The 20,077-nt window shown below is 69.2% G+C and carries 20 protein-coding genes; 6 read left to right on the top strand and 14 right to left on the bottom strand.

Going from position 1 to position 20,077, the window contains the following annotated elements; all coding sequences use genetic code 11:
- Nucleotides 1–4: 4 nt before the first annotated feature.
- From pyrB to DU484_RS12795, 3 genes are all read left to right on the top strand, one after another.
- Nucleotides 5–919, top strand: a complete 915-nt coding sequence (pyrB, locus tag DU484_RS12805; RefSeq protein ID WP_114586382.1) for an aspartate carbamoyltransferase — start codon at nt 5–7, stop codon at nt 917–919.
- Nucleotides 916–1,401: an aspartate carbamoyltransferase regulatory subunit gene (gene pyrI, locus DU484_RS12800; protein WP_114606121.1), complete on the top strand. Its 486-nt coding sequence runs from the start codon at nt 916–918 to the stop codon at nt 1,399–1,401. The genes pyrB and pyrI overlap by 4 nt, the downstream gene beginning before the upstream one ends.
- Before the next feature lie 252 nt (nt 1,402–1,653).
- On the top strand, nt 1,654–2,499 hold the full coding sequence (locus DU484_RS12795) for a hypothetical protein (RefSeq protein WP_114586380.1): 846 nt from the start codon (nt 1,654–1,656) through the stop codon (nt 2,497–2,499).
- A 288-nt stretch (nt 2,500–2,787) separates the two neighbouring features.
- Here DU484_RS12795 and DU484_RS12790 read toward each other — a convergent pair whose 3' ends face one another.
- The 10 genes from DU484_RS12790 to DU484_RS12745 form a co-directional block, all read right to left on the bottom strand.
- Nucleotides 2,788–3,201, bottom strand: a complete 414-nt coding sequence (locus tag DU484_RS12790; protein ID WP_114586379.1) for an OsmC family protein — start codon at nt 3,199–3,201, stop codon at nt 2,788–2,790.
- A gap of 176 nt (nt 3,202–3,377) precedes the next feature.
- Nucleotides 3,378–4,451, bottom strand: coding sequence for a mandelate racemase/muconate lactonizing enzyme family protein (locus tag DU484_RS12785; protein ID WP_114586378.1), 1,074 nt, complete (start codon nt 4,449–4,451; stop codon nt 3,378–3,380).
- A 4-nt stretch (nt 4,452–4,455) separates the two neighbouring features.
- Nucleotides 4,456–5,394, bottom strand: coding sequence for a 1,4-dihydroxy-2-naphthoate polyprenyltransferase (locus DU484_RS12780; RefSeq protein WP_114606120.1), 939 nt, complete (start codon nt 5,392–5,394; stop codon nt 4,456–4,458).
- 113 nt (nt 5,395–5,507) lie between these two features.
- Complete coding sequence (locus DU484_RS12775) at nt 5,508–6,683, bottom strand: inorganic phosphate transporter (RefSeq protein ID WP_114606119.1); 1,176 nt, start codon at nt 6,681–6,683, stop codon at nt 5,508–5,510.
- Between the two features lie 46 nt (nt 6,684–6,729).
- The gene (locus tag DU484_RS12770; protein WP_114586375.1) at nt 6,730–7,221 is read right to left on the bottom strand and encodes a hypothetical protein; all 492 of its coding nucleotides are present in this window, start codon (nt 7,219–7,221) and stop codon (nt 6,730–6,732) included.
- A gap of 92 nt (nt 7,222–7,313) precedes the next feature.
- On the bottom strand, nt 7,314–8,246 hold the full coding sequence (locus DU484_RS12765) for a 1,4-dihydroxy-2-naphthoyl-CoA synthase (RefSeq protein ID WP_114606118.1): 933 nt from the start codon (nt 8,244–8,246) through the stop codon (nt 7,314–7,316).
- 37 nt (nt 8,247–8,283) lie between these two features.
- Nucleotides 8,284–8,631, bottom strand: coding sequence for a hypothetical protein (locus DU484_RS12760; RefSeq protein ID WP_114586373.1), 348 nt, complete (start codon nt 8,629–8,631; stop codon nt 8,284–8,286).
- Nucleotides 8,632–8,668: 37 nt separating this feature from the next.
- Nucleotides 8,669–10,480 carry a 2-succinyl-5-enolpyruvyl-6-hydroxy-3-cyclohexene-1-carboxylic-acid synthase gene (gene menD, locus DU484_RS12755; RefSeq protein WP_114606117.1) on the bottom strand — a complete coding sequence of 604 codons (1,812 nt, stop codon included), beginning with the start codon at nt 10,478–10,480 and terminating at the stop codon, nt 8,669–8,671.
- Nucleotides 10,477–11,823 carry an isochorismate synthase gene (locus DU484_RS12750; RefSeq protein WP_114586371.1) on the bottom strand — a complete coding sequence of 449 codons (1,347 nt, stop codon included), beginning with the start codon at nt 11,821–11,823 and terminating at the stop codon, nt 10,477–10,479. The genes menD and DU484_RS12750 overlap by 4 nt, the downstream gene beginning before the upstream one ends.
- Before the next feature lie 113 nt (nt 11,824–11,936).
- Entirely contained in the window at nt 11,937–12,533 is a 597-nt protein-coding gene (locus tag DU484_RS12745) for a sulfite oxidase-like oxidoreductase (protein ID WP_114606116.1), read from the bottom strand.
- A gap of 170 nt (nt 12,534–12,703) precedes the next feature.
- Between DU484_RS12745 and DU484_RS12740 the strand changes: the two genes are divergently transcribed.
- From DU484_RS12740 to DU484_RS12730, 3 genes are all read left to right on the top strand, one after another.
- Nucleotides 12,704–12,916 (top strand): ribbon-helix-helix domain-containing protein, encoded by a 213-nt coding sequence (locus tag DU484_RS12740; RefSeq protein WP_049936177.1) that lies wholly within the window; start codon nt 12,704–12,706, stop codon nt 12,914–12,916.
- A 178-nt stretch (nt 12,917–13,094) separates the two neighbouring features.
- Nucleotides 13,095–13,373 (top strand): UPF0058 family protein, encoded by a 279-nt coding sequence (locus DU484_RS12735; protein WP_114586369.1) that lies wholly within the window; start codon nt 13,095–13,097, stop codon nt 13,371–13,373.
- 97 nt (nt 13,374–13,470) lie between these two features.
- The gene (locus tag DU484_RS12730; RefSeq protein WP_114606115.1) at nt 13,471–15,135 is read left to right on the top strand and encodes a rhomboid family intramembrane serine protease; all 1,665 of its coding nucleotides are present in this window, start codon (nt 13,471–13,473) and stop codon (nt 15,133–15,135) included.
- Nucleotides 15,136–15,153: 18 nt separating this feature from the next.
- Here the strand turns inward: DU484_RS12730 and DU484_RS12725 are convergent, their stop codons facing one another.
- The 4 genes from DU484_RS12725 to DU484_RS12710 all read right to left on the bottom strand — a co-directional run bounded on the left by DU484_RS12725 (nt 15,154) and on the right by DU484_RS12710 (nt 20,075).
- Nucleotides 15,154–16,734, bottom strand: coding sequence for a hypothetical protein (locus DU484_RS12725; RefSeq protein WP_157969570.1), 1,581 nt, complete (start codon nt 16,732–16,734; stop codon nt 15,154–15,156).
- 49 nt (nt 16,735–16,783) lie between these two features.
- Nucleotides 16,784–17,410 (bottom strand): METTL5 family protein, encoded by a 627-nt coding sequence (locus tag DU484_RS12720; RefSeq protein WP_114586366.1) that lies wholly within the window; start codon nt 17,408–17,410, stop codon nt 16,784–16,786.
- Nucleotides 17,411–17,581: 171 nt separating this feature from the next.
- Nucleotides 17,582–18,145 carry a thermonuclease family protein gene (locus DU484_RS12715; RefSeq protein ID WP_114606113.1) on the bottom strand — a complete coding sequence of 188 codons (564 nt, stop codon included), beginning with the start codon at nt 18,143–18,145 and terminating at the stop codon, nt 17,582–17,584.
- Nucleotides 18,146–18,176: 31 nt separating this feature from the next.
- Nucleotides 18,177–20,075, bottom strand: coding sequence for an arginine--tRNA ligase (locus DU484_RS12710; protein ID WP_114606112.1), 1,899 nt, complete (start codon nt 20,073–20,075; stop codon nt 18,177–18,179).
- Nucleotides 20,076–20,077: the final 2 nt, after the last annotated feature.

Here is a 20,077-nt window from a genome sequence, read left to right as displayed (position 1 = left end):
CGTAATGTTGCAGGACCACCTCATCAGTGCGGCCCACCTCTCACGGGACGACATCGAGGCGGTGCTCGACCACGCGGCGGCGGTCGACGCCGACCCCGAGTTCGTCCGTGACCGCCACGACGGGCGCGTCCTCGCGCTGTGTTTCTTCGAACCGAGTACGCGGACGAAGATGAGTTTCGAGTCGGCGATGAAACGCCTGGGCGGCGAGACGATCGATATGGGATCGGTCGAATCATCGTCGGTCAAGAAAGGCGAGAGCCTCGCGGACACGGTGCGGGTGATCGAGGGCTACGCGGACGCGATGGTCCTCCGCCACCCCAGCGAGGGGTCCGCGAAACTCGCCTCCGAGTTCGTGGACGTGCCCCTCGTCAACGCCGGCGACGGCGCCGGGCAGCATCCGAGTCAGACGCTACTCGATCTCTACACCATCCGCGAGAACGCGGGGTTGGACGACATCACGGTCGGCATCATGGGCGATCTGAAGTACGGCCGGACGGTCCACTCGCTGGCCCACGCGCTCACCAACTTCGACGTGCGCCAACACTTCATCAGCCCGGAGAGCCTGCGCCTGCCCCGGAACGTTCGCTACGACCTGCACGAGGCGGGAGCGCAGGTGCGCGAACACACGGATCTGGACGCGGTGCTTCCCGACCTCGACGTGCTCTACGTCACCCGCATCCAGCGGGAACGCTTCCCGGAGGAGCGGGAGTACCGCGAAGTCGCCGGCGAGTACCGCATCGACAACGCGACCCTCGCGGGCGCAGCCGACGACCTGACCGTGATGCATCCGCTCCCGCGCGTCGACGAAATCGCGCCCGAGGTGGACGAGACGACGCGCGCGAAGTACTTCGAGCAGGCCCACAACGGCGTCCCGGTTCGGATGGCCCTGCTCGACCGACTGCTCGGAGGCGAGCAATGACCGACAAGGAACTCCGCGTCAGCAAGATTCGCGACGGTACCGTCATCGACCACGTCACCGCCGGCCAGGCGCTCAACGTCCTCGCCATCCTCGGCATCGACGGCAGCGGGGGCGAGAGCGTCAGCATCGGGATGAACGTCCCCAGCGACAAGGTGGGATACAAGGACGTGGTGAAGGTGGAGGGGCGCGAACTCAGCCAGTCCGAGGTGGACGTCCTCTCCCTCATCGCCCCGGAGGCGACGATCAACATCATCCGCGACTTCGACGTGGTCGAGAAGAATCGCGTGGAGCAGACGGACACCGTCCGGGGCATCCTCGTCTGCCCCAACCACAACTGCATCACGAACGCCGACGAACCCGTCCGAACGGAGTTCGAGGTGCTCGGAGACGGCGTCAGGTGTGCGTACTGTGACACCATCATCCGCGAGGGCGACGTGGCCGAACACATCGACGCCCGCGGATCGGGCGAAACCGCTTTGTGACCGGTGGACCAACGAAGGGGTATGTCAGGGAAGACGAAGTTCATCCTGGTGCTCGCACTGATCGCAATCGGCTACGTCGTCATGTCCGGCGACAAGGAACCGGTCGAAGTCGACGTCGAGGAGTAACCGAGTCCCGTCCGCGGGGCGCGGTCGCCCTCCGAATCCCGATTCTTTCGCCATCGTAACGCGGCGAGCCACGCCCCTGCCCGACGCAGCCGAACCACTTACACCCACACGCGCCTACCGACGGGTATGTACGGCGTCGTCACGCGCAACGCCGAGGAACTGGAGTGGTCGGCGTTCGACGTCGGCTTCTACGAGGTGAAAGACGTGACCGGCCGGGCCGCCGCGCCGCTCTCGACGGGCGTCAACATGGTGTCCGCGTTCGGCGACAACGCCGCCGTCGGCGACGACCCGAGCCTCGCCGCCGTCGACGCCGAGGGCCGCCCCGCGACGCGGGAGCGCCCCTACTTCGACTGGTCGTACGTCTGTCCGACCCACGAGCGGTATCGCGAGGGACTCTTGGAGATCGTCGACGACTGCGTCGCCGAACGGGCGGCCCTCCGCCTCGACGACGTGGGCTTCCCCCGCGACGGCTACTGTCGCTGCGAGCGCTGTGACCGCCGCTTCGCCGAGAGCGAGTTCGCGGACCGCGAGGACTGGCGCGCGTCGGTCGTCACCGACTTCGTGCGCGACGTGCGCGACCGGGTGCCCGGCGACCTGTATCTGACCGTCTACCCCGACCCCTACCCCGGCCACCTCCGGACGCGGAGCGGCGTCGATATCGAGGCGCTCGCCCCGATGGTCGAGGAGTTCGTCGTCCCCATCTACGACACCGAGTACGGAACGACCTACTGGCTGGAGACCATCGCCAAGGGGTTCGAGAGCCGGTTGGCCGATGCCGACGTTCGACTGGGGATCGAACTTTACGCCGTCGAGGTGGACATCGACGCCCTCGTCCATGCGACCGAAGTCGCGGCGGCGTACGCCGACGGCGTCTACTTCGGCTACGACGCGAGCAACGCCGCGGCGACGATCCGACGGCTCCAGGCCGATCGGCAGGAGGGCGCCTCTCACGGTGCGGACGGAGGGGACTAGAGCGGCCCGTACGACAGCGCCCAGATGACGACGAAGCCGGCCGAGAACACGAGGACGGCGAACAGCGCGAGCACGTAGAGCATCCGCCCAGTCGACATAGCGGTGCTAGGGGGGCGATTCGTATAGCTCCGACGGTCGTCCGATCTGCGTAGGGATCAGCCGCCTTGTTGAATCGTCAACTGGTGACCCGTCTCGGGAGTCGTGGCGAATACAGGGCGCGTATTCGTCACGGGCAGCCCCGAAAGCGGAGTCGACTCACTCCATCCGGCCACGTACAGCTCTCTCAGTTCAATCGAGCGTGACGCTAACTCCGGTCTCGTGTCCGACGTTGTCGGTGACCGGACACCGCTCTTCGACGGCCGACAGCCACGCGTCGAGGTCTGCGTCGCCCTCCGTCTCGACCGAGAGGGAGACGTCCAGTCCTTGCAGCCCCGGACGGTCCTCGGACTCTTTGCCCAGATACGTCGCGTAGTTCACGTCCCCCTCGACCGTCGCCTCGAGTGATACGATGTCGATATCCATGTCGCGGGCGACCATCGTTCCGGTCGAGTTGAGACAGCCCAGGACGGAACCGAGGAGATACTCGACGGGATTCACGTCGTGTCCGACGACGAACTCCCCGTCCTCGGTCGTCACTCGGGACCGGTGCGGACTGACACGCGACGCGCTGACTTCGTAGTGGGTTCGTTTGGAATCTCCCATACGAGTGTGTCTCCGTTGAATGCAGTATAGTTTGGGACCGACCAGTCTCCACTTCGAGGACGGCAAGGTCGTCGGGACGGGAACGATGGCGGGATGCCCACTCCGTTCCAGCAGGTCGGAGCGGTGTAGCAACCGAACTGCCGAACGAACCCTCTCTATTCAGCAAGACGTCGCTCTCAAAACAGGCCGTCGAAGGCGTCGCCCGCGACGCCCGGTCCTTCGGGGACGGCGACCGTTCCCGACTCGACGGGCGCCGGATCGGGGACCAGATCGGCTTCGAGGGCGCCCGCCGTCGCCAGTCCACAGGGGCGCACGTCCGGAATCGCGCCTGCGACGTGGACCGCCGCCGTCCGGGCGGGCGCGGCGTCGACGGTGGTGGTGACCACGGGGTCGACGCCAGCCGCGAGCGCCAGCTCGGCGACGGCGTAGGCCTGCGCGGGACCGCCGAGCGCCATCGGCTTCAGGACCAGTACGTCCGCGGCGCCGGCGTCCAGTACGTCACGCGCGGGGGTCGTCGCCAGCGTTTCGTCGAGGGCGACGCCGACGCCCCGTCCCCGGAGCGCGGCGTGTCCGTCGAGGTCGTCGGGGGCGAGCGGCTGTTCGAGATACGAGAGATCGAGCGTCGCGAGCGCGGCGACGGCCTCGCGGGCCGTCTCGCGGTCCCACGCGGCGTTGGCGTCGGCGCGAAGGGCCACGTCGTCGCCGACGGCCGCCCGGACCGCCCGCAGACGCGTCACGTCACGGTCCAAGTCGCCGGCGCCGACTTTCACCTTCAGACACGAGAACCCGGCGTCGACGGCGTCGATGGCGGCAGTAACCGTCTCCTCGGGCGATCCGTCGCCGATCGTGGCGTTCACCGGCACCGTCGCCACCGGCTCGTCGGCGAGCAGCGCCGCGAGCGGGCGTCCCTCGCGTCGTCCCCGCGCGTCGAGGACGGCGGACTCGACGGCGTGGCGGGCCGCGGGCGCGTCGGTCAGCGGGTCGGTCAGCGTCGTGGGCGCGTCGGTCAGCGGGTCGTACTGGTCGGCGTCGACGGCCCCGCGGAGCGCTTCGTCCCCCCCGTCGACCACCGCGTCGAGTGCCGCCCGACAGTCCGCGAGCGACTCGGTCCACCCCGGGAGCGGCGTCGCCTCGCCGACGCCGTAGGTCCCGGCGTCCAGCCGGAGCAGGTCGCCCTCGCGTCGGCGTATCGTCCCCGCCGCGGTGCCGAGCGGCCGGGTGAGGGTCAGCGAGAAGTCGCGGCGGTTCATCGGTTCACAGCCCGACGGCGAGACCCACGGCGAAGCAGAGGGCGTGGGCCGCGAGCAGTTTACCGGTCCGTTCGAGCGCGGGGTTGAGCGCCTCGCCGTCGGTCCGCGTACAGACCGTCCGCGAGACGGTGACGGCGAGGGGGAGCGTCAGGAGGGGAAGCAGGACGGCGACCGAGGCGGGGCCGGCGAGCCACAGGCCGACGGGGACGAGGTACGCCAGCGCGAGGAGCGCGACGTACTGGACGCGGCTCCAGCGGTAGCCGATGCGGACGGCGAGGGTTCGCTTGCCCGCCTCGGCGTCGGTCTCCAGATCGCGGACGTTGTTCACGACGAGGATGTTCGTCGAGATGGCGGCGACGGGGAGGCTGGCGACGAGTGCGATGGGCGGGAGCGTTCCCGTCGGAACCGCGAGGGGGACGGGGCCGGCGAGGACGGCCGCGGCCTGCACGTAGTAGGTGCCCGCCACCGCGACGACGCCGAAAAACAGGAAGACGAAGGCGTCGCCGAGGCCGTGGTAGCCGAGAGGGTAGGGACCGCCCGTGTAGGCGAGGCCCGCGGCGACGGAGAGCAGGCCGATCACGAGGATGGGGAGGCCGCCGACGTACACCAGCGTCGTGCCGACGAGGATGGCTGCGGCGAAGGTGAGGTAGGTGGCCCGTTTCACCGACTCGGCGGCGATGAGGCCGGACTGCGTGACGCGGGTGAACCCCTCCCGGTCCTCCGTATCGGCGCCCTTCACGGCGTCGTAGTAGTCGTTGGCGAAGTTGGTGCCGATCTGAATGAGGGCGGCGCCGACGAAGGCCGCGAGCGCGGCGAACGGCTCGGCGACGCCCCGGCCGACGGCGAGGCCGGTGCCGACGGCGACGGGGGCGGCCGCGGCCGGGAGCGTCTGTGGCCGCGCGGCCATCAGCCACGCCTTCGAGCGACTGACCTCCGTACTCATTACCTACCGGTGGGGGTTCCACGGCGTAAAGCCCCGCGATTCTCCGGTTGCGGCTGGCCCGTTCGCGCACCCGATCGGACGGGGGACGTCGACGTGTTACGAACGCGGCGGCGTCACCACACGAACGCGAACAGGAGCCGGAAGGTCAGGTAGGCGCCGACCGTCGAGAGCAGGGGCACCACGTTCTGCATCAGGACGACTCGCCCCGTCGTCTCGGGGTTGAACAGGTTCGCGGCGCTGGGAACCGATTTGGGGTCCTCCTCCCCGATGTCGGGTGCCTTCTCACCGGGTTCGTCGGCGGTCAGCGCGCCGACGGAGACGTTCGGTTTCTTCTCGCCGCGCACGCCCTCGGAGACGGTGATGGAGCGGGTGGCCCGCCCCCAGCCGAGGCCGACGATGGACATGGTCGCGATGATGACGAAGGAGGCGGGGATGCCGATGGCGGAGAGGCCGATGACGATGGCCGAGGAGATGACGGCGACGACGATGGCCGCGGTGAGCGGCAGGTCGGTGATGTCGTTGCCGAGGGTGTCGAGCGTCCGGCGGGCGATGGTGAGGGCGCCGATGGTGACGGCGCCACAGCCCAGCAGGATCAGGAGATTCAGGTCGACGCCAGCGCCGTACAGCGGCGCGATGGCGTTGGCGATGTTCGAGGTACCCGAGGAGAAGGCCATCAGACAGCCGATGCTGATGACGACGATCGATCCGACGGCCTCGCGGCGGGTCGTGTTCGGGCCGAGTTCCGGCGTCGGCACCGCTCCCGACTGGTCGAGGGTCAGCAACGAGCCGTCGGTCTGCTCGATGGCGACCCAGCTGTTGATCGTCGGGTAGAAGTACCGGCCGACGACGCCGGCGACCCAGAAGCCGACGAGGGGGGCGACGATCCACCAGACGGCGATTTCGCCCATGACCACCCAGTTGAGTTCGCCCGCAGCGACGCCGAGGCCGGCGATGGCGCCAACGGCCGTCATCGACGTGGACGCCGGGACGCCGGCGTAGTTGCCGACGAAGAGCGCGCCGCCGATGAAAAAGAGGACGACGATGCTGGTCTCGATGGTGAACACGCCGGGGTCGGTCACCAGCTCGCGGCCGAGCGTGTTGACCACGCGCCGGCCGATGGTCCACGCGCCGACGAAAAAGAACACGGACATGAGCGCGCCGGCGAAGAGTTTGGAGACGACGCCCGCACCGACCGCGGGGCCGAAGGCCGGACCGGTGTTCGAGCCGCCGATGTTGAACCCGACGAACAGCGCGACGGCGAAGCCGACGAGCAGGAGCCCCCCGATCATACGTGGCCGTCGTGTACCGTCTGCCGGTCGGTCGTCGATGCGCCGCTCATCGCTTCGCCTCGTCCTCGTCCTCGTCTTTGTCCGTCGTCAACTCGCGTTGCATCTCGTCGAGTTCGTCGCTGCGGGGTCGTCGGTCGACGCGTTGGTTCACTTCCTCCAACTGCTCGATGATGTCGTTCATCTCGTCGGTGATGGTCCGCTCGACGTTCTCGGTGACTTCCTCCGTCACCGTCTGTTCGACCTTTTCCGTGACCTCCTCGGTGACTTCCTCGGCCACCGTCTGCTCGACGCTTTCGGTGACCTCCTCGGTCACCTCTTCGGTAATCGTCTCCTCGACCTTCTCGGTCACCTCGCGGGTCATCCACTCGGGATCGAACCGCGCCATCTTCCAGACGACGTGAATCGCGTAGGAAACCATCGCCCCGATACCGAACGCCACCCCGACGCCAGTTCCCACGACGAGAATGAGGGCGACGGAGAGCAGGATGACCATGCCGTAGGCCAGGTCCACCAGAAAGTCAACACGATTCGGATTCATCGATCACCACGTACGTTGAGTTGAGTCCCCGGACATATACTACCTCCTGTTCGGTCGTCCGACGGAGGTGGGACGCCCCCGTCACGAACCGGTCAGTAGTGCCACGGCACGTCCGAGAAGTCCGGCTCCCGGCCGTCGAGGAAGGCGTCCCGTCCCTCGCTCGCCTCGTCGGTCATGTACGCCAACCGGGTCGCCTCACCAGAGAACACCTGCTGACCGACCAGTCCGTCGTCCGCGAGGTTGAACGCGTACTTCAGCATCCGCATCGCCGTCGGGCTCTTGCCCGTCATCGTCTCGGCCCAGTCGAGGGCGACGCGCTCCAACTCCTCGTGAGGCACCGCCTCGTTCACCATGCCCATCTCTGCCGCCTCCGTGGCGTCGTACGTCTTCCCGAGGAAGAAGATTTCGCGGGCTTTCTTCTGCCCGACCTGCCGGGCCAAGTAGGCGGAGCCGAACCCGCCGTCGAAGGAGGCCACGTCGGGGTCGGTCTGGAGGAACTTCGCGTGCTCCTCGCTCGCGAGCGTCAGATCGCAGATGACGTGGAGGGAGTGGCCGCCGCCGACGGCCCACCCGGGGACGACGGCGACGACGGGTTTCGGCATGAACCGGATGAGCCGCTGGACTTCGAGGATGTGGAGGCGGCCGACGGTCGGCGTCTCCGTGTCGAGTTCGGTGTCCCCGGTGTCGGCGCCGTCGGGGGCGTCCCCCTCGTCGTCCTCGCGGTACTCGTACCCCGACTCGCCGCGGATGGCCTGATCGCCACCCGCGGAAAAGGCCCAGCCACCGTCCTTCGGCGACGGGCCGTTGCCGGTCAGGAGCACACAGCCCACGTCGGCCTGCTGGCGGGCGTGATCCAGCGCCGCGTAGAGTTCGTCGACGGTCTTGGGGCGGAAGGCGTTGCGCACCTCGGGGCGGTCGATGGCGACGCGAACGGCGGGCACGTCGTCCGCGCGGTGGTAGGTCACGTCGTCGAAGGCGTCGGTGACGGCCGTCCACCGGTCGGGGTCGAAGAGGTCGGAAACCATATCGGCTTCGGGGGCGGCGCGCGCAAAAAGATGCAGGTCACACCCGATCCAACCACCGCGCGACGGGCCCGACCGGGCTGGTGAGCCACGCGACGAGGGCCACCGTCGCCGCGACGAGCACCCCGAGCAGGATGGAGCCCGCGATGACCACCGCGTACGCGAGGACGACGAGGACGACGGCGCCGGTCACCAGCCGTCGCTCGCGCGTCATGTCGTCGAGCGGGTTGCCCGGCGAAACGCGGGCGACGAGCCACGCGACGAGATACAGGACGGCGGCGAGGAACACGCCGAAGAGGACGTTGCCGCTCACCTCGAACGCGTAGAGGACGACGAGGAGGGCGACGATGGCGACGGGGAGTCTCCACGTCGGATCGCTGGAGGGCATCGACGACGACTGCTCGCCACGGCCGCATAAAACCTGTTCACTCGGTCAGTTCGGCGACCGTCTCCTCGACCAGCCGTTCACGCGTGCGCTGGCTCGCCTCGCCGTCCGTCCGCACGTCGATCACGTCCGTCCCGTCGCTCGCGACCGAGTCGGCGTAGGCCTCGCGGAACGACTCGCGGTCGTCGACGGCGGTGTAGTCGAGGTCGTAGAGCTCACCCGTCGGCTCGAAGTCGAGACCGTGGGGCGTCCGGAACGACTCGGTGAAGGGGGGATCGAACGACTCGATGGGGAGGCGATGGAAGATGCCGCCGCCGTCGTTCTGTATCAGGACGATGGTCGCCTCGACGCCACAGCGGAGCGCCGAGAGCAGGCCGTTGCCGTCGTGGTAGTACGCGAGGTCACCGATCACGAGCGTCAGGTGGTCGGTGGTCGCGCTCCCGGCGCCGAGGGCGGTGGAGACGACGCCGTCGATGCCCGACGCGCCGCGGTTGCCGATGACGGTGTAGCCGGCGTCGCTGGGCGCCACGAATCGGTCGGCGTCGCGGACGGGGTTCGAGTTCGAGACGACGAGCGTCGACGGTTCGGGCGCGAGGTCGGCCACGTCGGCGAGGATCGCCCCTTCGAAGTAGCCGCCCGCGCCGTCATCGGCTTGCAGCCGATTGCTCGTGGAGCGTGGCTCCACGCCGTCGCCGGTCGCGTCGGCGACCACCTCGCGGTGGGTTCGGTCCGCGGCCGCCCAGCGGTCGCGCCAGTCCGCGTCGCCGGCGCCGCGAACGACTTCCGCGAGGCGGGCGGCGAGGCGGGACGGGTCGGCGACGACGAGATCCGACGCGGTGAACTCCGCCTCCCGCCACGCGCCGGCGGGGTCGACGACGAACTCCCGCGCGTCGGTCCGCGCGAGGTACTTCCGGAGGCGCTTGGAGGTGGGTGAGGCGCCGATCCGAAGGATCGCTTCCGGCGCGGGCCAGTCGTCGGTCACGCGCGGGTCGAGGTAGCCGTCGTAGCCGCCGACGGTGGTCGTCACGCGGGTGTGGCCGCCGAAGCGCAGGCCGGAGAGCGGGTCGGCGACGATGGGGAAGCCGGTGGCGTGAGCGAGGGCGGTGACCGCCTGCGGATCGACGCCCGGCGGGTCGGCGGGGCCGGCGACGATCAGCCCGCGGTCCACGGTGAGCGCCTCGGCCAGTCGCTGGAGGTCGGCGCGGTCGAGCCGTGGCACGCCGGCCGTCGTCGTCACGAACGGACGGTCGCCGTCGCGGCCGGCGGCGGCGAGGGGGTCGAGGTCCGCGGGCACGTCGCCCGGCACGGGCGTCGGCTCCAGGGGCTTGCGGAACGGACAGTTGAGGTGGACCGGACCGGACGGGGTGCCCGTCGCCGCCGCGAGCGCGCGGGCCACGTCCGTCCGGAGCGAGCGGAGTTTCCGCTCGTCGGCTTCGGGTTCGGGCAGGTCCTTGTACCAGCGGGTGGCGTCGCCGTACAACTTCTCCTGGTCGACGGTCTGGTTGGCGCCGCTGTCGCGGAGTTCGGGCGGGCGGTCGGCGGTGAGCAGGAGGAGGGGGACGCGCCCGCGGTCCGCCTCGATCACCGCGGGGTGGTAGTTCGCGGCCGCGGTGCCGGAGGTACAGATCAGGGGGGTCACCTCGCCGGTACGGCGGGCACGGCCGAGCGCGAAGTAGGCGGCCGAGCGCTCGTCGAGGACGGAGAAGACGTGCAGGTCGTCGTGTTCCGAAACGGCGGTGACGAGCGGCGTCGAGCGACTGCCGGGGGAGACGACGACGCTCTCGACGCCGCTGCGCGCGAGTTCGTCGGCTATCGCCCGCCCCCAGAGGACGTTGCGATTCGGCGCACTCATGCTCGTTCGAGTTCGTCGAGGATCGGCCGATACTTCAGCTGTACCTCGTCCCACTCGCGGTCGGGGTCTGAGTCGGCGACGACGCCAACGCCGGCAAAGAGCGTCGTCTCGGCGCCGCGCGCGAGCGCCGAGCGGATGGCGACGGCGAAGGTGCCGTTGCCGGCGGCGTCGATCCAGCCGACGGGTGCGGCGTACCAGCCCCGGTCGAACGGCTCCGTCTCGCGGATGGTGGCGAGCGCGCGTTCGGGTGGGAGGCCGCCGACGGCGGGCGTCGGATGCAGCGCCTCCACCAGGTCGAGGACGTGCGTGTCGCTGTCGAGCGTCGCGGTGATGGGGGTGAAGAGATGTTGGACGGTCGCCAGCCGTCGGACCCGCCGCTGGCCCGCGGAAATCGACGACGCGAAGGGGGCGAGCTGTTCGCGGATGGTCTCCGCGACGAGTTCGTGTTCGTGCAGGTTCTTCTCGTCCCCGAGCAACTCTTCGGCGAGCCAATCGTCCTCGGCGGGCGTGTCGCCGCGGCCGGTCGTGCCCGCGAGCGCGTCGGTCGTGACCGTGCGGCCGTGTCGGCTGACCAGCCGTTCGGGCGTCGCGCCGAAGAAGGCCGGCCGGTCGGCGGACGCGTCGGCCGTCGGCTCCACGAGGAATCGGTAGCAGTCCGGGTAGGTCTCGCCGAGACGAGCGAGGACGTCGGGCACCGAGAGCGGGCGGTCGAGCGTCACCTCGAGCGCCTGCGCGAGGACGACCTTCCGCAGGTCGCCGGCGTGGATGCGCGAGACGGCGGCGTCGACGGAGTCACACCACGCCTCGCGCGGGGTCGTTCGCGTCCGCGAGACGATTTCCGGCGGCGGCGTCGGGTCGGGGTCGTCGAGCGCCTCGAACCGGTCGCGCTCCGCGTCGAGGCGGTCCTCGACGGCTTCGGGGGCCGCGTCCGGGCCGGCGGCGTTGACGGTCAGCCACGTTCCGCGGTCGGTGTCGGTCACCTGCACCCGCGGCAGGACGAACCGCGCTCCGGGGAAGCCGGCCCAGGTGTCGTCGTCGGTCCCCTCGTCGTGGAAGGCGAAGCCGCCGAACAGCCGAGGGCAGGCGGCCTCGGTGCCGGCGTGCACGTCGCCCGAGCGCAGGACCCGGCCGATGCCCTCCTTGATCGCGGCGAATCGATCCCGACCGTCGGCGCTGAGGGTCGCCGCGGCACCGCCGGCGACGACCGTCGCCTCGTCGGGAGCGGTCCAGAACGTGCGGGGAGCGGGCATGGCGTCGAGCGCGGCACGGAGGGACGGGACCGACGCCCGAACCGACCGACTGACGAGACGCGGACCTGCCTCGTCGCTTCGCGGGATACCCATTACACGCCATGAGGGCGCCGCACTCTTTTACCTAACTATTAGGGGCCACCGGATCGATCGGCGGTTCCCGTCGGAGAACGCCACCACGAACGGCGGTCGTGACGGCCGAAGATTTAGCCGCTGTATCGCTCCTCGCGCCAGGGGTTCGCGCTCACGGAGTAGCCTCGGCGCTCCCAGAACCCGCGTTCCGGCTCGGTCAGGAACTCCACCCCAGTCACCCACTTCGCCCCCTTGTAGGCGTACTTGTTGGGCGTGACGACCCGGACGGGGCCGCCGTGGTCACGGGCGAGTGGCTCGCCGTCGAACTCGTAGGCGAAGAGGGTCCCCGGCCGCAGACAGTCCTCGAGGGGCACGTTCGTCGTGTAGTCGTCCGCGGCGGCGAACATGACCTGTACCGCGTCCGGGTCGACGCCGACGTGGTCGGCGAGGGTGCGGAAGGGGACGCCGGTGAACGCACAGTCGAACTTGCTCCAGCCGGTCACGCAGTGGAAGTCTTGCTTCTGTGTCTCGACGCCCAGCTCCCTGAACTCGTCCCAGTCCAACGTGACTGGATTCTCCACCGCGCCGCTCACCGAGAGCGTCCACTCGTCGCGGTCCACCCGCGGAACCGATCCCTTCGAAAGCACCGGAAACGAGTCCGTTCGGTGCTGTCCCGGCGGCAGACGCTCGTCGCCGAACTCGCGGTAGACGTCCGTGACGTCCCTGTCCATACCCGTGGTGAACGTTCGACCGTCCTATGGTTGTCGGTCGACTACACGATTCCCCAACTCCAGTTCGTCCTCGCCGGGATTTTACTCGCTTGATCAAAGGGACAGTTGTCGAACTCCGAATCCCGCCCGCAGAATTTAAATACGCCCCTTCCAAACCGTCGGACGTTCAAATGCCCAACGTGGAAATAACGGTCCCGGAACATCTGGAGATGCAGATCGCCCAACTGATCGAACAGGGGGAGTTCGTCAACCGGGAGGAGGCGATTCAGGAACTGCTCTCGACGGGACTGCGCGCCTACAAGACGAGTGGGCCGATCGAGGAGGAGGAACCGGGGTTCGAGGACGAGGGGATGATGGGACACGAGGACGAGTACGTCTTCTGATAGGGGGTCATCGTAACTGTCCAGAGAGTCTCGCCGGACCGTCCCGGCGAGAATCGCTGCTGACTTCCGAAAGTCCCTACGAACGCGGGGGTGTTGGAGCGCTCGATACGTCACCCGGCCGTCACCATGCGAGACCACCGCAATAATCCTTAACCGGGCAACCGCCGTAGACGGGCGTATGCACAAGGAGGAACTCCTCGAACTCCACGAGCAGATGGTGACGATCATGAACTACTTCCGGAGCCAGGAGACGGTCGACGAGAGTATCTTCGAGCCGTACGAATCCCTGAGCGTCGACCCCTCGCACGTCCACAAGTCGAAAAGCGAGCACAAACACGCGGTGTTCGTCCTCGGAAACGCGCTCGCGACGGCGATGAGCGAAGACGAGTTCTCGGACGCCGGTCGGGTCGGCAAGCGGATGGCCGAACTCGCGGAGGACGCCGAGAACAAACTCTGAGCGGGGCGGAGTCGTCCGGCAGCCGACACACGGTAGCGACCGCGCTCCCCCGCCGTCGCCCGTCGGATTCATTACCGGCGGCCTGTGAACGGAAGGCATGCTCGGTCTCCCGGATGCGGCGACGCTCTTTCGGCTGGCGCTTCTCTCGTCGGTTCTCGTCGCGCTCGTGGCTATTGCCCTCCTCGACCGTCCACGCGGCCGCTGGGGGCGGGTCCTCCGGGCACGGTTCGTCCTCGGCGTGCCGTGGGGGACGCTCGTCTCCGTCGTGTTGATTCTCGCCGTCTACCTACTCGTCCAGGGTGGCTGGGGACACTGGTACCGCCCCGTCACCATCCCCTTCCGCGCGTGGTCGTACTTCTATCCGCTGGGGATGGCGACGGCGGCCTTTTCCCACTCCGGCGCCGGCCACCTGATCGGCAACCTCGTCGGGACGCTCGTGCTCGCCCCCATCGCCGAGTACGCGTGGGGGCACTACCCGCGGAAACGTGGCGTCCAGACGTTCACGTCGCCGCTGACGAACCCGTACGTGCGAGCGCTCGTCGTCTTCCCGGCGGCCGTCGTCGGCGTCGGTCTCTTCACCGCGCTGTTCGCCATCGGTCCCGTCATCGGCTTCTCGGGCGTCGTCTTCGCGTTCGCGGGCTTTGCCCTGGTTCGGTATCCGATCACGACGGTGGTCGCGGTCACCGCCGGCAACGGCCTCCGGACGCTCTACGGCGCGCTCCAACAGCCGACGCTGTCGGCGAGCGCCGGCCCCTCGTACTCCTCGCCGTGGTGGGCCGACATCGCCATCCAGGGCCACGCTATCGGCCTCCTCACGGGCCTGCTTCTCGGCGTCTGGCTGGCCCGTACCCGCGGTGACGACCGTCCGTCGGCCGCGCGGGTCGCCGTGGGCGTCGCCCTGTTCGGCGTCGCCCAGTCGCTGTGGGCGGTCTACTGGTACCGCGGCGGCGAGACGTACGTCCTCTATCGCGCCGCCGGGGTCGCGCTCGTCGTCGCGCTGGCGACGCTCGTGGCGGCGACGGTGGCGACGTCGGATCGCCCGCTCCTGCCGACCCCCGACGACCCGAAGGCGGTGAGGGCTGTTCCCCGCTGGCAGGTCGGCGCGACGGTGCTCTTGCTCTGTACGGCCGCGCTCGCCGGCCCCGCCGTCCCGGTCAACCTGACGACGACTTCGAGCGGTGACCTCCCCGGCGGGAGCGACCCGATCGAGGTGCGCGGCTACGAGGTGACCTACGCCGAGGACGTGCCCAACGGGATGGTGTCGGTGATCGACGTGGAGGCGTTCGGCGAGACGACGCAGGTCAACACCTCGGGGGTGATCGTCCGGAACCGCGAGCGCGGCATCTGGATGACCGCCGTCTCGAAGGGTCGACTCGACTTCGACGGGGAGAGGGGCGTACTCGTCGGCGGCGTCGGCTGGCGCGAGACGGTCCGGGTCCAGCGCCGCGGCTGGAACGCCATCGGCGGCGGCACCGTCTACAAAGTGTTCCTCGCCTACGGCGACCGGAACGTGACCGCGTACACCTCGCCGCCCGTGCGCGCCGACCCCGTAGTCGCCGGCCGGAACGTCACCGTCGAAGCCGCACCCGAGGGGTTCCGACTCAACGTCTCGCTGGGGAACCGCTCCGCCACCGGTCCCGTGCCCGCGGTCAACGAGACGGCGTCTATCGGCGGATTGGAGTTCGCCAACGTCGAGGGACGGGTCTACGCCATCAACGGCGCGACGCGGGTGCGAGTCGCGCGACAGGAGACCTACGAGTGACGCGACCGGGTGGCGCCGTCAGCGGCCAGTGTTCGGCGGTTCGAAGGCTTCGGAGAGCCACTGTCCGGCAGCCAGCAGACCGACGGCCCCCGCGAGCAGCCAAAGCATGAACGGCGTGACGCCCAGCGGGTCCCGGAGCGCGAACACGCTCGCGAACAGGAGGGCGCCGTGACAGAGCCGGAGTAGCCGGCCGCGCGCGCCCGTCGTCCGCTCGCGGAGCTCGCCGAGTGAGTACAGCCACAGCGGGAAGACGACGCCGAGGACGATGCGCCACTCGATGTCGAAAGTCGCCGCCAGCGACGCCGTCACTCCGCCTGCGTAGATTGCGAACGCCGCCGGAAGGGGCCAGCGGGCCTCACTCGCCGGCGTCGCGGTCGACGACCGTTCCCGGCGGACGCTGTGGAGTGCGACCAGCGAGAGGAGGGGCCACGCCGCGGCGAAAGCCGGCTCCGCCGGACCGGCAACCCGGTAGGCCGCCGCGTTGGCGAACCAGCCGACCGTCAGCCCCGTCGCGGCGAGCAGTAGCCCCGGCGGACGGGGGGCGTCGACCCGATACGGTCCGGATTCCCGTTCGACGGCCGCGACCCACCGGAGCGCGCGGATCCAGTACCAGATGGCGTACCCGCTGGCGACCGGAACGGCGACGATCCGACCGACGGCGGCGACGAGCGCGACCGCTTCCGCGAGCGGGTCGTGGATTGACGCCGGATCGAGACTCGCCGCGAGGCCGCGGAGGGCGTTCACGAGCGGCCACGGCCGCGTTCCGATCCGAAGCCAGAGGAGGGCGACGAACACCGCGAGCAGGGTACCGACGACGATCATCAGGACGGCCGCGGTGCCACGGACGCTCCGTGTCGCCGCGGTCAGGCGGTCGTAAACCCTCGATTCGAGGTCGGGGGCGGATCGATCGATGACGCCCATTCGGCGGCCGGCCTGCAACACGAGGCCGACGACGACCAGCAGTTCGAGGAGGGGAAAGAGGCTCCCGAGCGTCGCGGCCGCGACGCCGAAGAGGATGCACGGGCCGAGATGTGTCGCGGCCGCCGCGACGACCGCGAGGAGGCGCACGACGGTGCCGAGCCACGCCGACTGCGCCTCTAGCCGTCGCAGATACCGACGCTGTTCCGTGGCGGCGTCCTCGCTTCGGACCCGAACGAGCGCGAACGCATCCCCACGGGGATCGGCGACCGGCACGGACTGGGTGAGTCGGAAGTACGCCGCGAAGGTCGCGATACCGACGAGAGTCGCCGCGAGCAGGTAGCCACCGACGAGTGCGTAGGGGACGGTCAGCCGCCCGAAAGCCGACAGCGCCAGCGACGCGGGGAGCGCGAACGCCAGCGAGACGGCCGCGACGAGGATTCGAAACCCCGGGTCGTCGCGGCGGTCGGTCGCCGCCGGAAACACGTCGGGCGTGAACACGTAGAAGGTGACAAAGAAGAACCCCGCATCGACGACGGTCCCGAGCGTCGTCGACGTGACGCCGAGGGTGACGGCCACCGAGAGGCCGACGGACAGCACTTCCCCCGTCACGCCGCGGACGAGTTCCACCGCCGCGTACACCGCGAGCAGTCCCCTCGCGACCCGGTCTCGAAGTGCCATCGGTGACGGGCAGGTCCCGATCGGCGTCACTCACCGGTCGACAATAAACCTACGACCACACGATCCGGAAGACCTCGGTGTCGATCTCCCGCCGGTCGGCGGCGTGGTGGTCGAACTGCCGGTCGAGGTCGAACTCCGCGGCGAAGGCGTGTGTCACCTCGCCGCCGTTGTCGGCGGCGAAGGCCTCGACGAACTCCCGGCTCCCGGCGTTGTGGACGGAGTAGGACACGTCCGCCACGTCGGCGGCGGTGGCGAGAAAGGCGCGGTCGGCGTGTTCGTTGCCGTCCTGGGCGCCGAAGGGCGGGTTCATCACGACCGTCGTGGGGCCGTCGGGACACAGGGGGGCCTGCGTCGCGTCGGCCTGTATCCAGTGAATTTCCGTTCGGGTGCCCACCCGTCGCCGGTTCTCGCGGGCGATTTCGAGGGCGTCGCGGTCGATTTCGACACCGACCGCCTGCTTCGGCCCGCGCAGCGCCGCGCCAAGCGTGAACATCCCCGTCCCCGCGCCCAGGTCGACGACGGTCCGTCCCTCCACGTCACCGTTCAGGTCGGCGATGTGGACGACGTGCGCCGCCAACTCCGGCGGCGTCGGATACTGTTCGAGAGCGGCCTGCGGGTTCTCGAAGCCGGCGACCACCGCCAACTGCCCGGCGAGTCCGGCCTTGGTCGCCGTCATCGCGCCACCGCCTGCCCCCACCCCGTCCGTCCGTCCGTCGTCACGTTCGCGCGGAACCCTGTGGGTGTCATCCTCGTCACGGGATATTCTCTGGTTATACTAAAGTCTTTGTGAATGCGTAGTAGTAATTAATTTGCCACCGTAGTCACCGTCTCGCACACTCTATCCCCGTCACGAGGCACAGTCCCAGACGCCACGTCCCGCGTCGCGCGCCTCCCGTTCCAGCGCCGTGTAGCGGTCGCGTTCCCGGAACGACGAGTCGTAGAGCCGAGCGTGGCCGCGTTCGAGGAGGGCGGCGTTGAACGACGCTCCGTCGACGACGACGTACGCGAGGAGGCGGTCGTAGCCGCCGCGCCGTCCGGCCGCGGCGTCGAACTGGAGGGTCACGCGGCGGTCGGCGAGTCGGTCGACGGCGAACGTGCTCGCCCGCTCCCCGTGGCGGCGCAGACACGACCGCCCCGCCTCGGTGTCGGGCACTCCCTCGAACTCCGCGGGGTCGTTCTCGACGTGGACCTCCGGCGTGTCGACGCCGAGGAGTCGCACCGTGTCCGTCGAGCCGTCGGGGAAGCGCACGTCAATCGTGTCGCCGTCGACGACGTCGGTCACGCGGACGGTCGTTTCGGACCCCGGCGTCGGCGTCGCCGTCGACGGCGCGGTGTCCACCTCGACCCCGAGACAGCCGGCGCTCACGGCGAGAACACAGCACAGGACGAGGGCGGCGTCGCGTCGGCGCACGACGTGAGACTCGGGCGACCGAAACTTAACCTTACATCTCGGCCAGCGTCTCGATACCCAGCAGGCCGAGACCGTTCTCGAACACCTGCGCCGTGGCGTCGGTGAGGACGAGTCGCTCCTCGGCCGCCGTCTCGGCGTCGAGCACCCGATTCTTGTGGTAGAAGGAGTTGAAGACGTGCGCGAGTTCGAGGAGGTAGTGGGCGAGCGGCGCGGCGTCGTAGCGCTCCTCACACCGGTCGAGAACGAGCGGGTAGCGACCGAGGTGGTAGATCAGGTCGTAGTCCGTGTCGTTGAACGCCGTCGGGTCCACGTCGTCGACGGCCGGGACGCCCTCGGCGGCGTCGAGGATGCTGTACGCACGGGTCGTCGCGTACTGGACGTACGGGCCCGTGTCGCCCTCCAGCGAGACCGCCTCGTCGATGTCGAAGGTGATGTCCTTGCCTCGGTTCGCGCCGACCATGCCGTACTTGACCGTCGCGAGGGCAATCTTCCGAGCGATGGCGTCGATTTCGTCCTCGGCGACGTTGCGGCCCTTCTCACGGACGATGTCGCGGGCGCGCTCCTGAGCGGCGTCGAGCACCTCCCGCACCGTGACGATCTGTCCGCCCCGGGTCGACATGCTCCCCTCTGGCAGGCTGATCATCCCGTAGTCGATGTGTTCGAGGTGGATGTCGACGTAGCCCATCTTCCGCGCCGCGACGAACAGCTGCTGGAAGTAGCGGTTCTGCTCGCTCGCGACGACGTACACCGACTGGTCGGCGTCGAACTCCCGAATCCGGTATTCGATGGTCGCCAGGTCGCGGGTGCCGTAGACCGTCGAGCCGTCCGACTTGACGATGTAGAAGGCGTCGAAGTCGGCCTCCTCGACGCTTCCGGCCTCCGCCAGCATCTCGCGGGCGCGGTCGAGCGACGGATCCACGTCGGCTCGGTCCGGGTCGCCGGCGTCGTCGTAGTCGTCGTCGTAGATGGGGATGAAGACGGAGTCGTCGGGACCGCGCATCGCCACGTCGTTCTCGAGGGCCTTCTCGATGACCACGTCGTTCCACCCCTCGCGGGCGTAGAAGCTCTCCCCCAACCAGAGGTCGAAATCGACGCCGAGTTCGGCGTAGATGGCTTCGAAGCGCTCGATGCTCGCCTCGCGGAACCCCTCCCAGAGGTCGACCGCCTCCGCGTCGCCCTCCTCGAGACGTGCGAACCACGCCTTGCCGTCGTCGGTGTGGTACGCCCGCTCCGCGGCGATGGCGTCCTCGAACTCCTCGGTCAGCGCACCGAAGTCGGCCACGTCCTCGAGCATCCCGTCCCGCTGCTCGAACTGCTGATAGAGTTCGAGCAGGTGGGCGATGGGGTCGTCCTCGAAGGCCGCCTCGTCGCCGAACTCGACGTACTCGTGGAGGAGGTTTCCGAACTGCGTCCCCCAGTCGCCGAGGTGGTTGTCGCGGGTCACGTCGTGACCCCGCTCCTCCAAGACGTTCATGAGCGCGTCGCTGAGGATGGTGTTCCGGAGGTGGCCGACGTGGAGGGGTTTGGCGATGTTGGGCGAGGAGACGTCCGCGACGATTCGGTCGGGATCGGCCCGCTCGCGGGCGCCGTACGTCGCCCCCTCGGCGTCGATTTCGCCGAGCGTCAGCCGGGCCATCGCCGTCGCGTCGAGGTGGTAGTTGATGTGGCCGTTCTCGACGGTGACGCGCGCGACGCCCTCCGGGAGACCGTGGTCGCGGTGGGCGTCGGCGATCGTGTGGGCGACTTCCATCGGGTTCTCGCCGGCAGCAGCGCCGATAGCGAACGAGATGGCGGACGAGAACTCGCCTTTCTCCTCGTCGTCGAAGGCCTCCAGTTCGATATCCGACGGCGCCACGTCGCGGTCGTAGCCCGCCTCGCCGACGGCGACGCGGAGGCCATCGACGAGCCCGCGTCTCGTAGATGAGAGCATCG

Source organism: Haloplanus rubicundus, from assembly GCF_003342675.1.
GTDB lineage: Archaea > Halobacteriota > Halobacteria > Halobacteriales > Haloferacaceae > Haloplanus > Haloplanus rubicundus.
Note: the sequence above shows the minus strand (reverse complement) of the source record. Positions and strands in the feature narration are given on the sequence as shown.

Coding starts and splice junctions, on each gene's coding strand:
- DU484_RS12730 (WP_114606115.1), top strand. CDS start 13,471: ATGCTCGGTCTCCCGGATGCGGCGACGCTCTTTCGGCTGGCGCTTCTC.
- menD (WP_114606117.1), bottom strand. CDS start 10,480: ATGAGTGCGCCGAATCGCAACGTCCTCTGGGGGCGGGCGATAGCCGAC.
- DU484_RS12795 (WP_114586380.1), top strand. CDS start 1,654: ATGTACGGCGTCGTCACGCGCAACGCCGAGGAACTGGAGTGGTCGGCG.
- DU484_RS12785 (WP_114586378.1), bottom strand. CDS start 4,451: ATGAACCGCCGCGACTTCTCGCTGACCCTCACCCGGCCGCTCGGCACC.
- DU484_RS12710 (WP_114606112.1), bottom strand. CDS start 20,075: ATGCTCTCATCTACGAGACGCGGGCTCGTCGATGGCCTCCGCGTCGCC.
- DU484_RS12760 (WP_114586373.1), bottom strand. CDS start 8,631: ATGCCCTCCAGCGATCCGACGTGGAGACTCCCCGTCGCCATCGTCGCC.
- DU484_RS12740 (WP_049936177.1), top strand. CDS start 12,704: ATGCCCAACGTGGAAATAACGGTCCCGGAACATCTGGAGATGCAGATC.
- DU484_RS12790 (WP_114586379.1), bottom strand. CDS start 3,201: ATGGGAGATTCCAAACGAACCCACTACGAAGTCAGCGCGTCGCGTGTC.
- pyrI (WP_114606121.1), top strand. CDS start 916: ATGACCGACAAGGAACTCCGCGTCAGCAAGATTCGCGACGGTACCGTC.
- DU484_RS12780 (WP_114606120.1), bottom strand. CDS start 5,394: ATGAGTACGGAGGTCAGTCGCTCGAAGGCGTGGCTGATGGCCGCGCGG.
- DU484_RS12765 (WP_114606118.1), bottom strand. CDS start 8,246: ATGGTTTCCGACCTCTTCGACCCCGACCGGTGGACGGCCGTCACCGAC.
- DU484_RS12775 (WP_114606119.1), bottom strand. CDS start 6,683: ATGATCGGGGGGCTCCTGCTCGTCGGCTTCGCCGTCGCGCTGTTCGTC.
- DU484_RS12725 (WP_157969570.1), bottom strand. CDS start 16,734: ATGGCACTTCGAGACCGGGTCGCGAGGGGACTGCTCGCGGTGTACGCG.
- DU484_RS12735 (WP_114586369.1), top strand. CDS start 13,095: ATGCACAAGGAGGAACTCCTCGAACTCCACGAGCAGATGGTGACGATC.
- DU484_RS12720 (WP_114586366.1), bottom strand. CDS start 17,410: ATGACGGCGACCAAGGCCGGACTCGCCGGGCAGTTGGCGGTGGTCGCC.
- DU484_RS12770 (WP_114586375.1), bottom strand. CDS start 7,221: ATGAATCCGAATCGTGTTGACTTTCTGGTGGACCTGGCCTACGGCATG.
- pyrB (WP_114586382.1), top strand. CDS start 5: ATGTTGCAGGACCACCTCATCAGTGCGGCCCACCTCTCACGGGACGAC.
- DU484_RS12750 (WP_114586371.1), bottom strand. CDS start 11,823: ATGGGTATCCCGCGAAGCGACGAGGCAGGTCCGCGTCTCGTCAGTCGG.
- DU484_RS12745 (WP_114606116.1), bottom strand. CDS start 12,533: ATGGACAGGGACGTCACGGACGTCTACCGCGAGTTCGGCGACGAGCGT.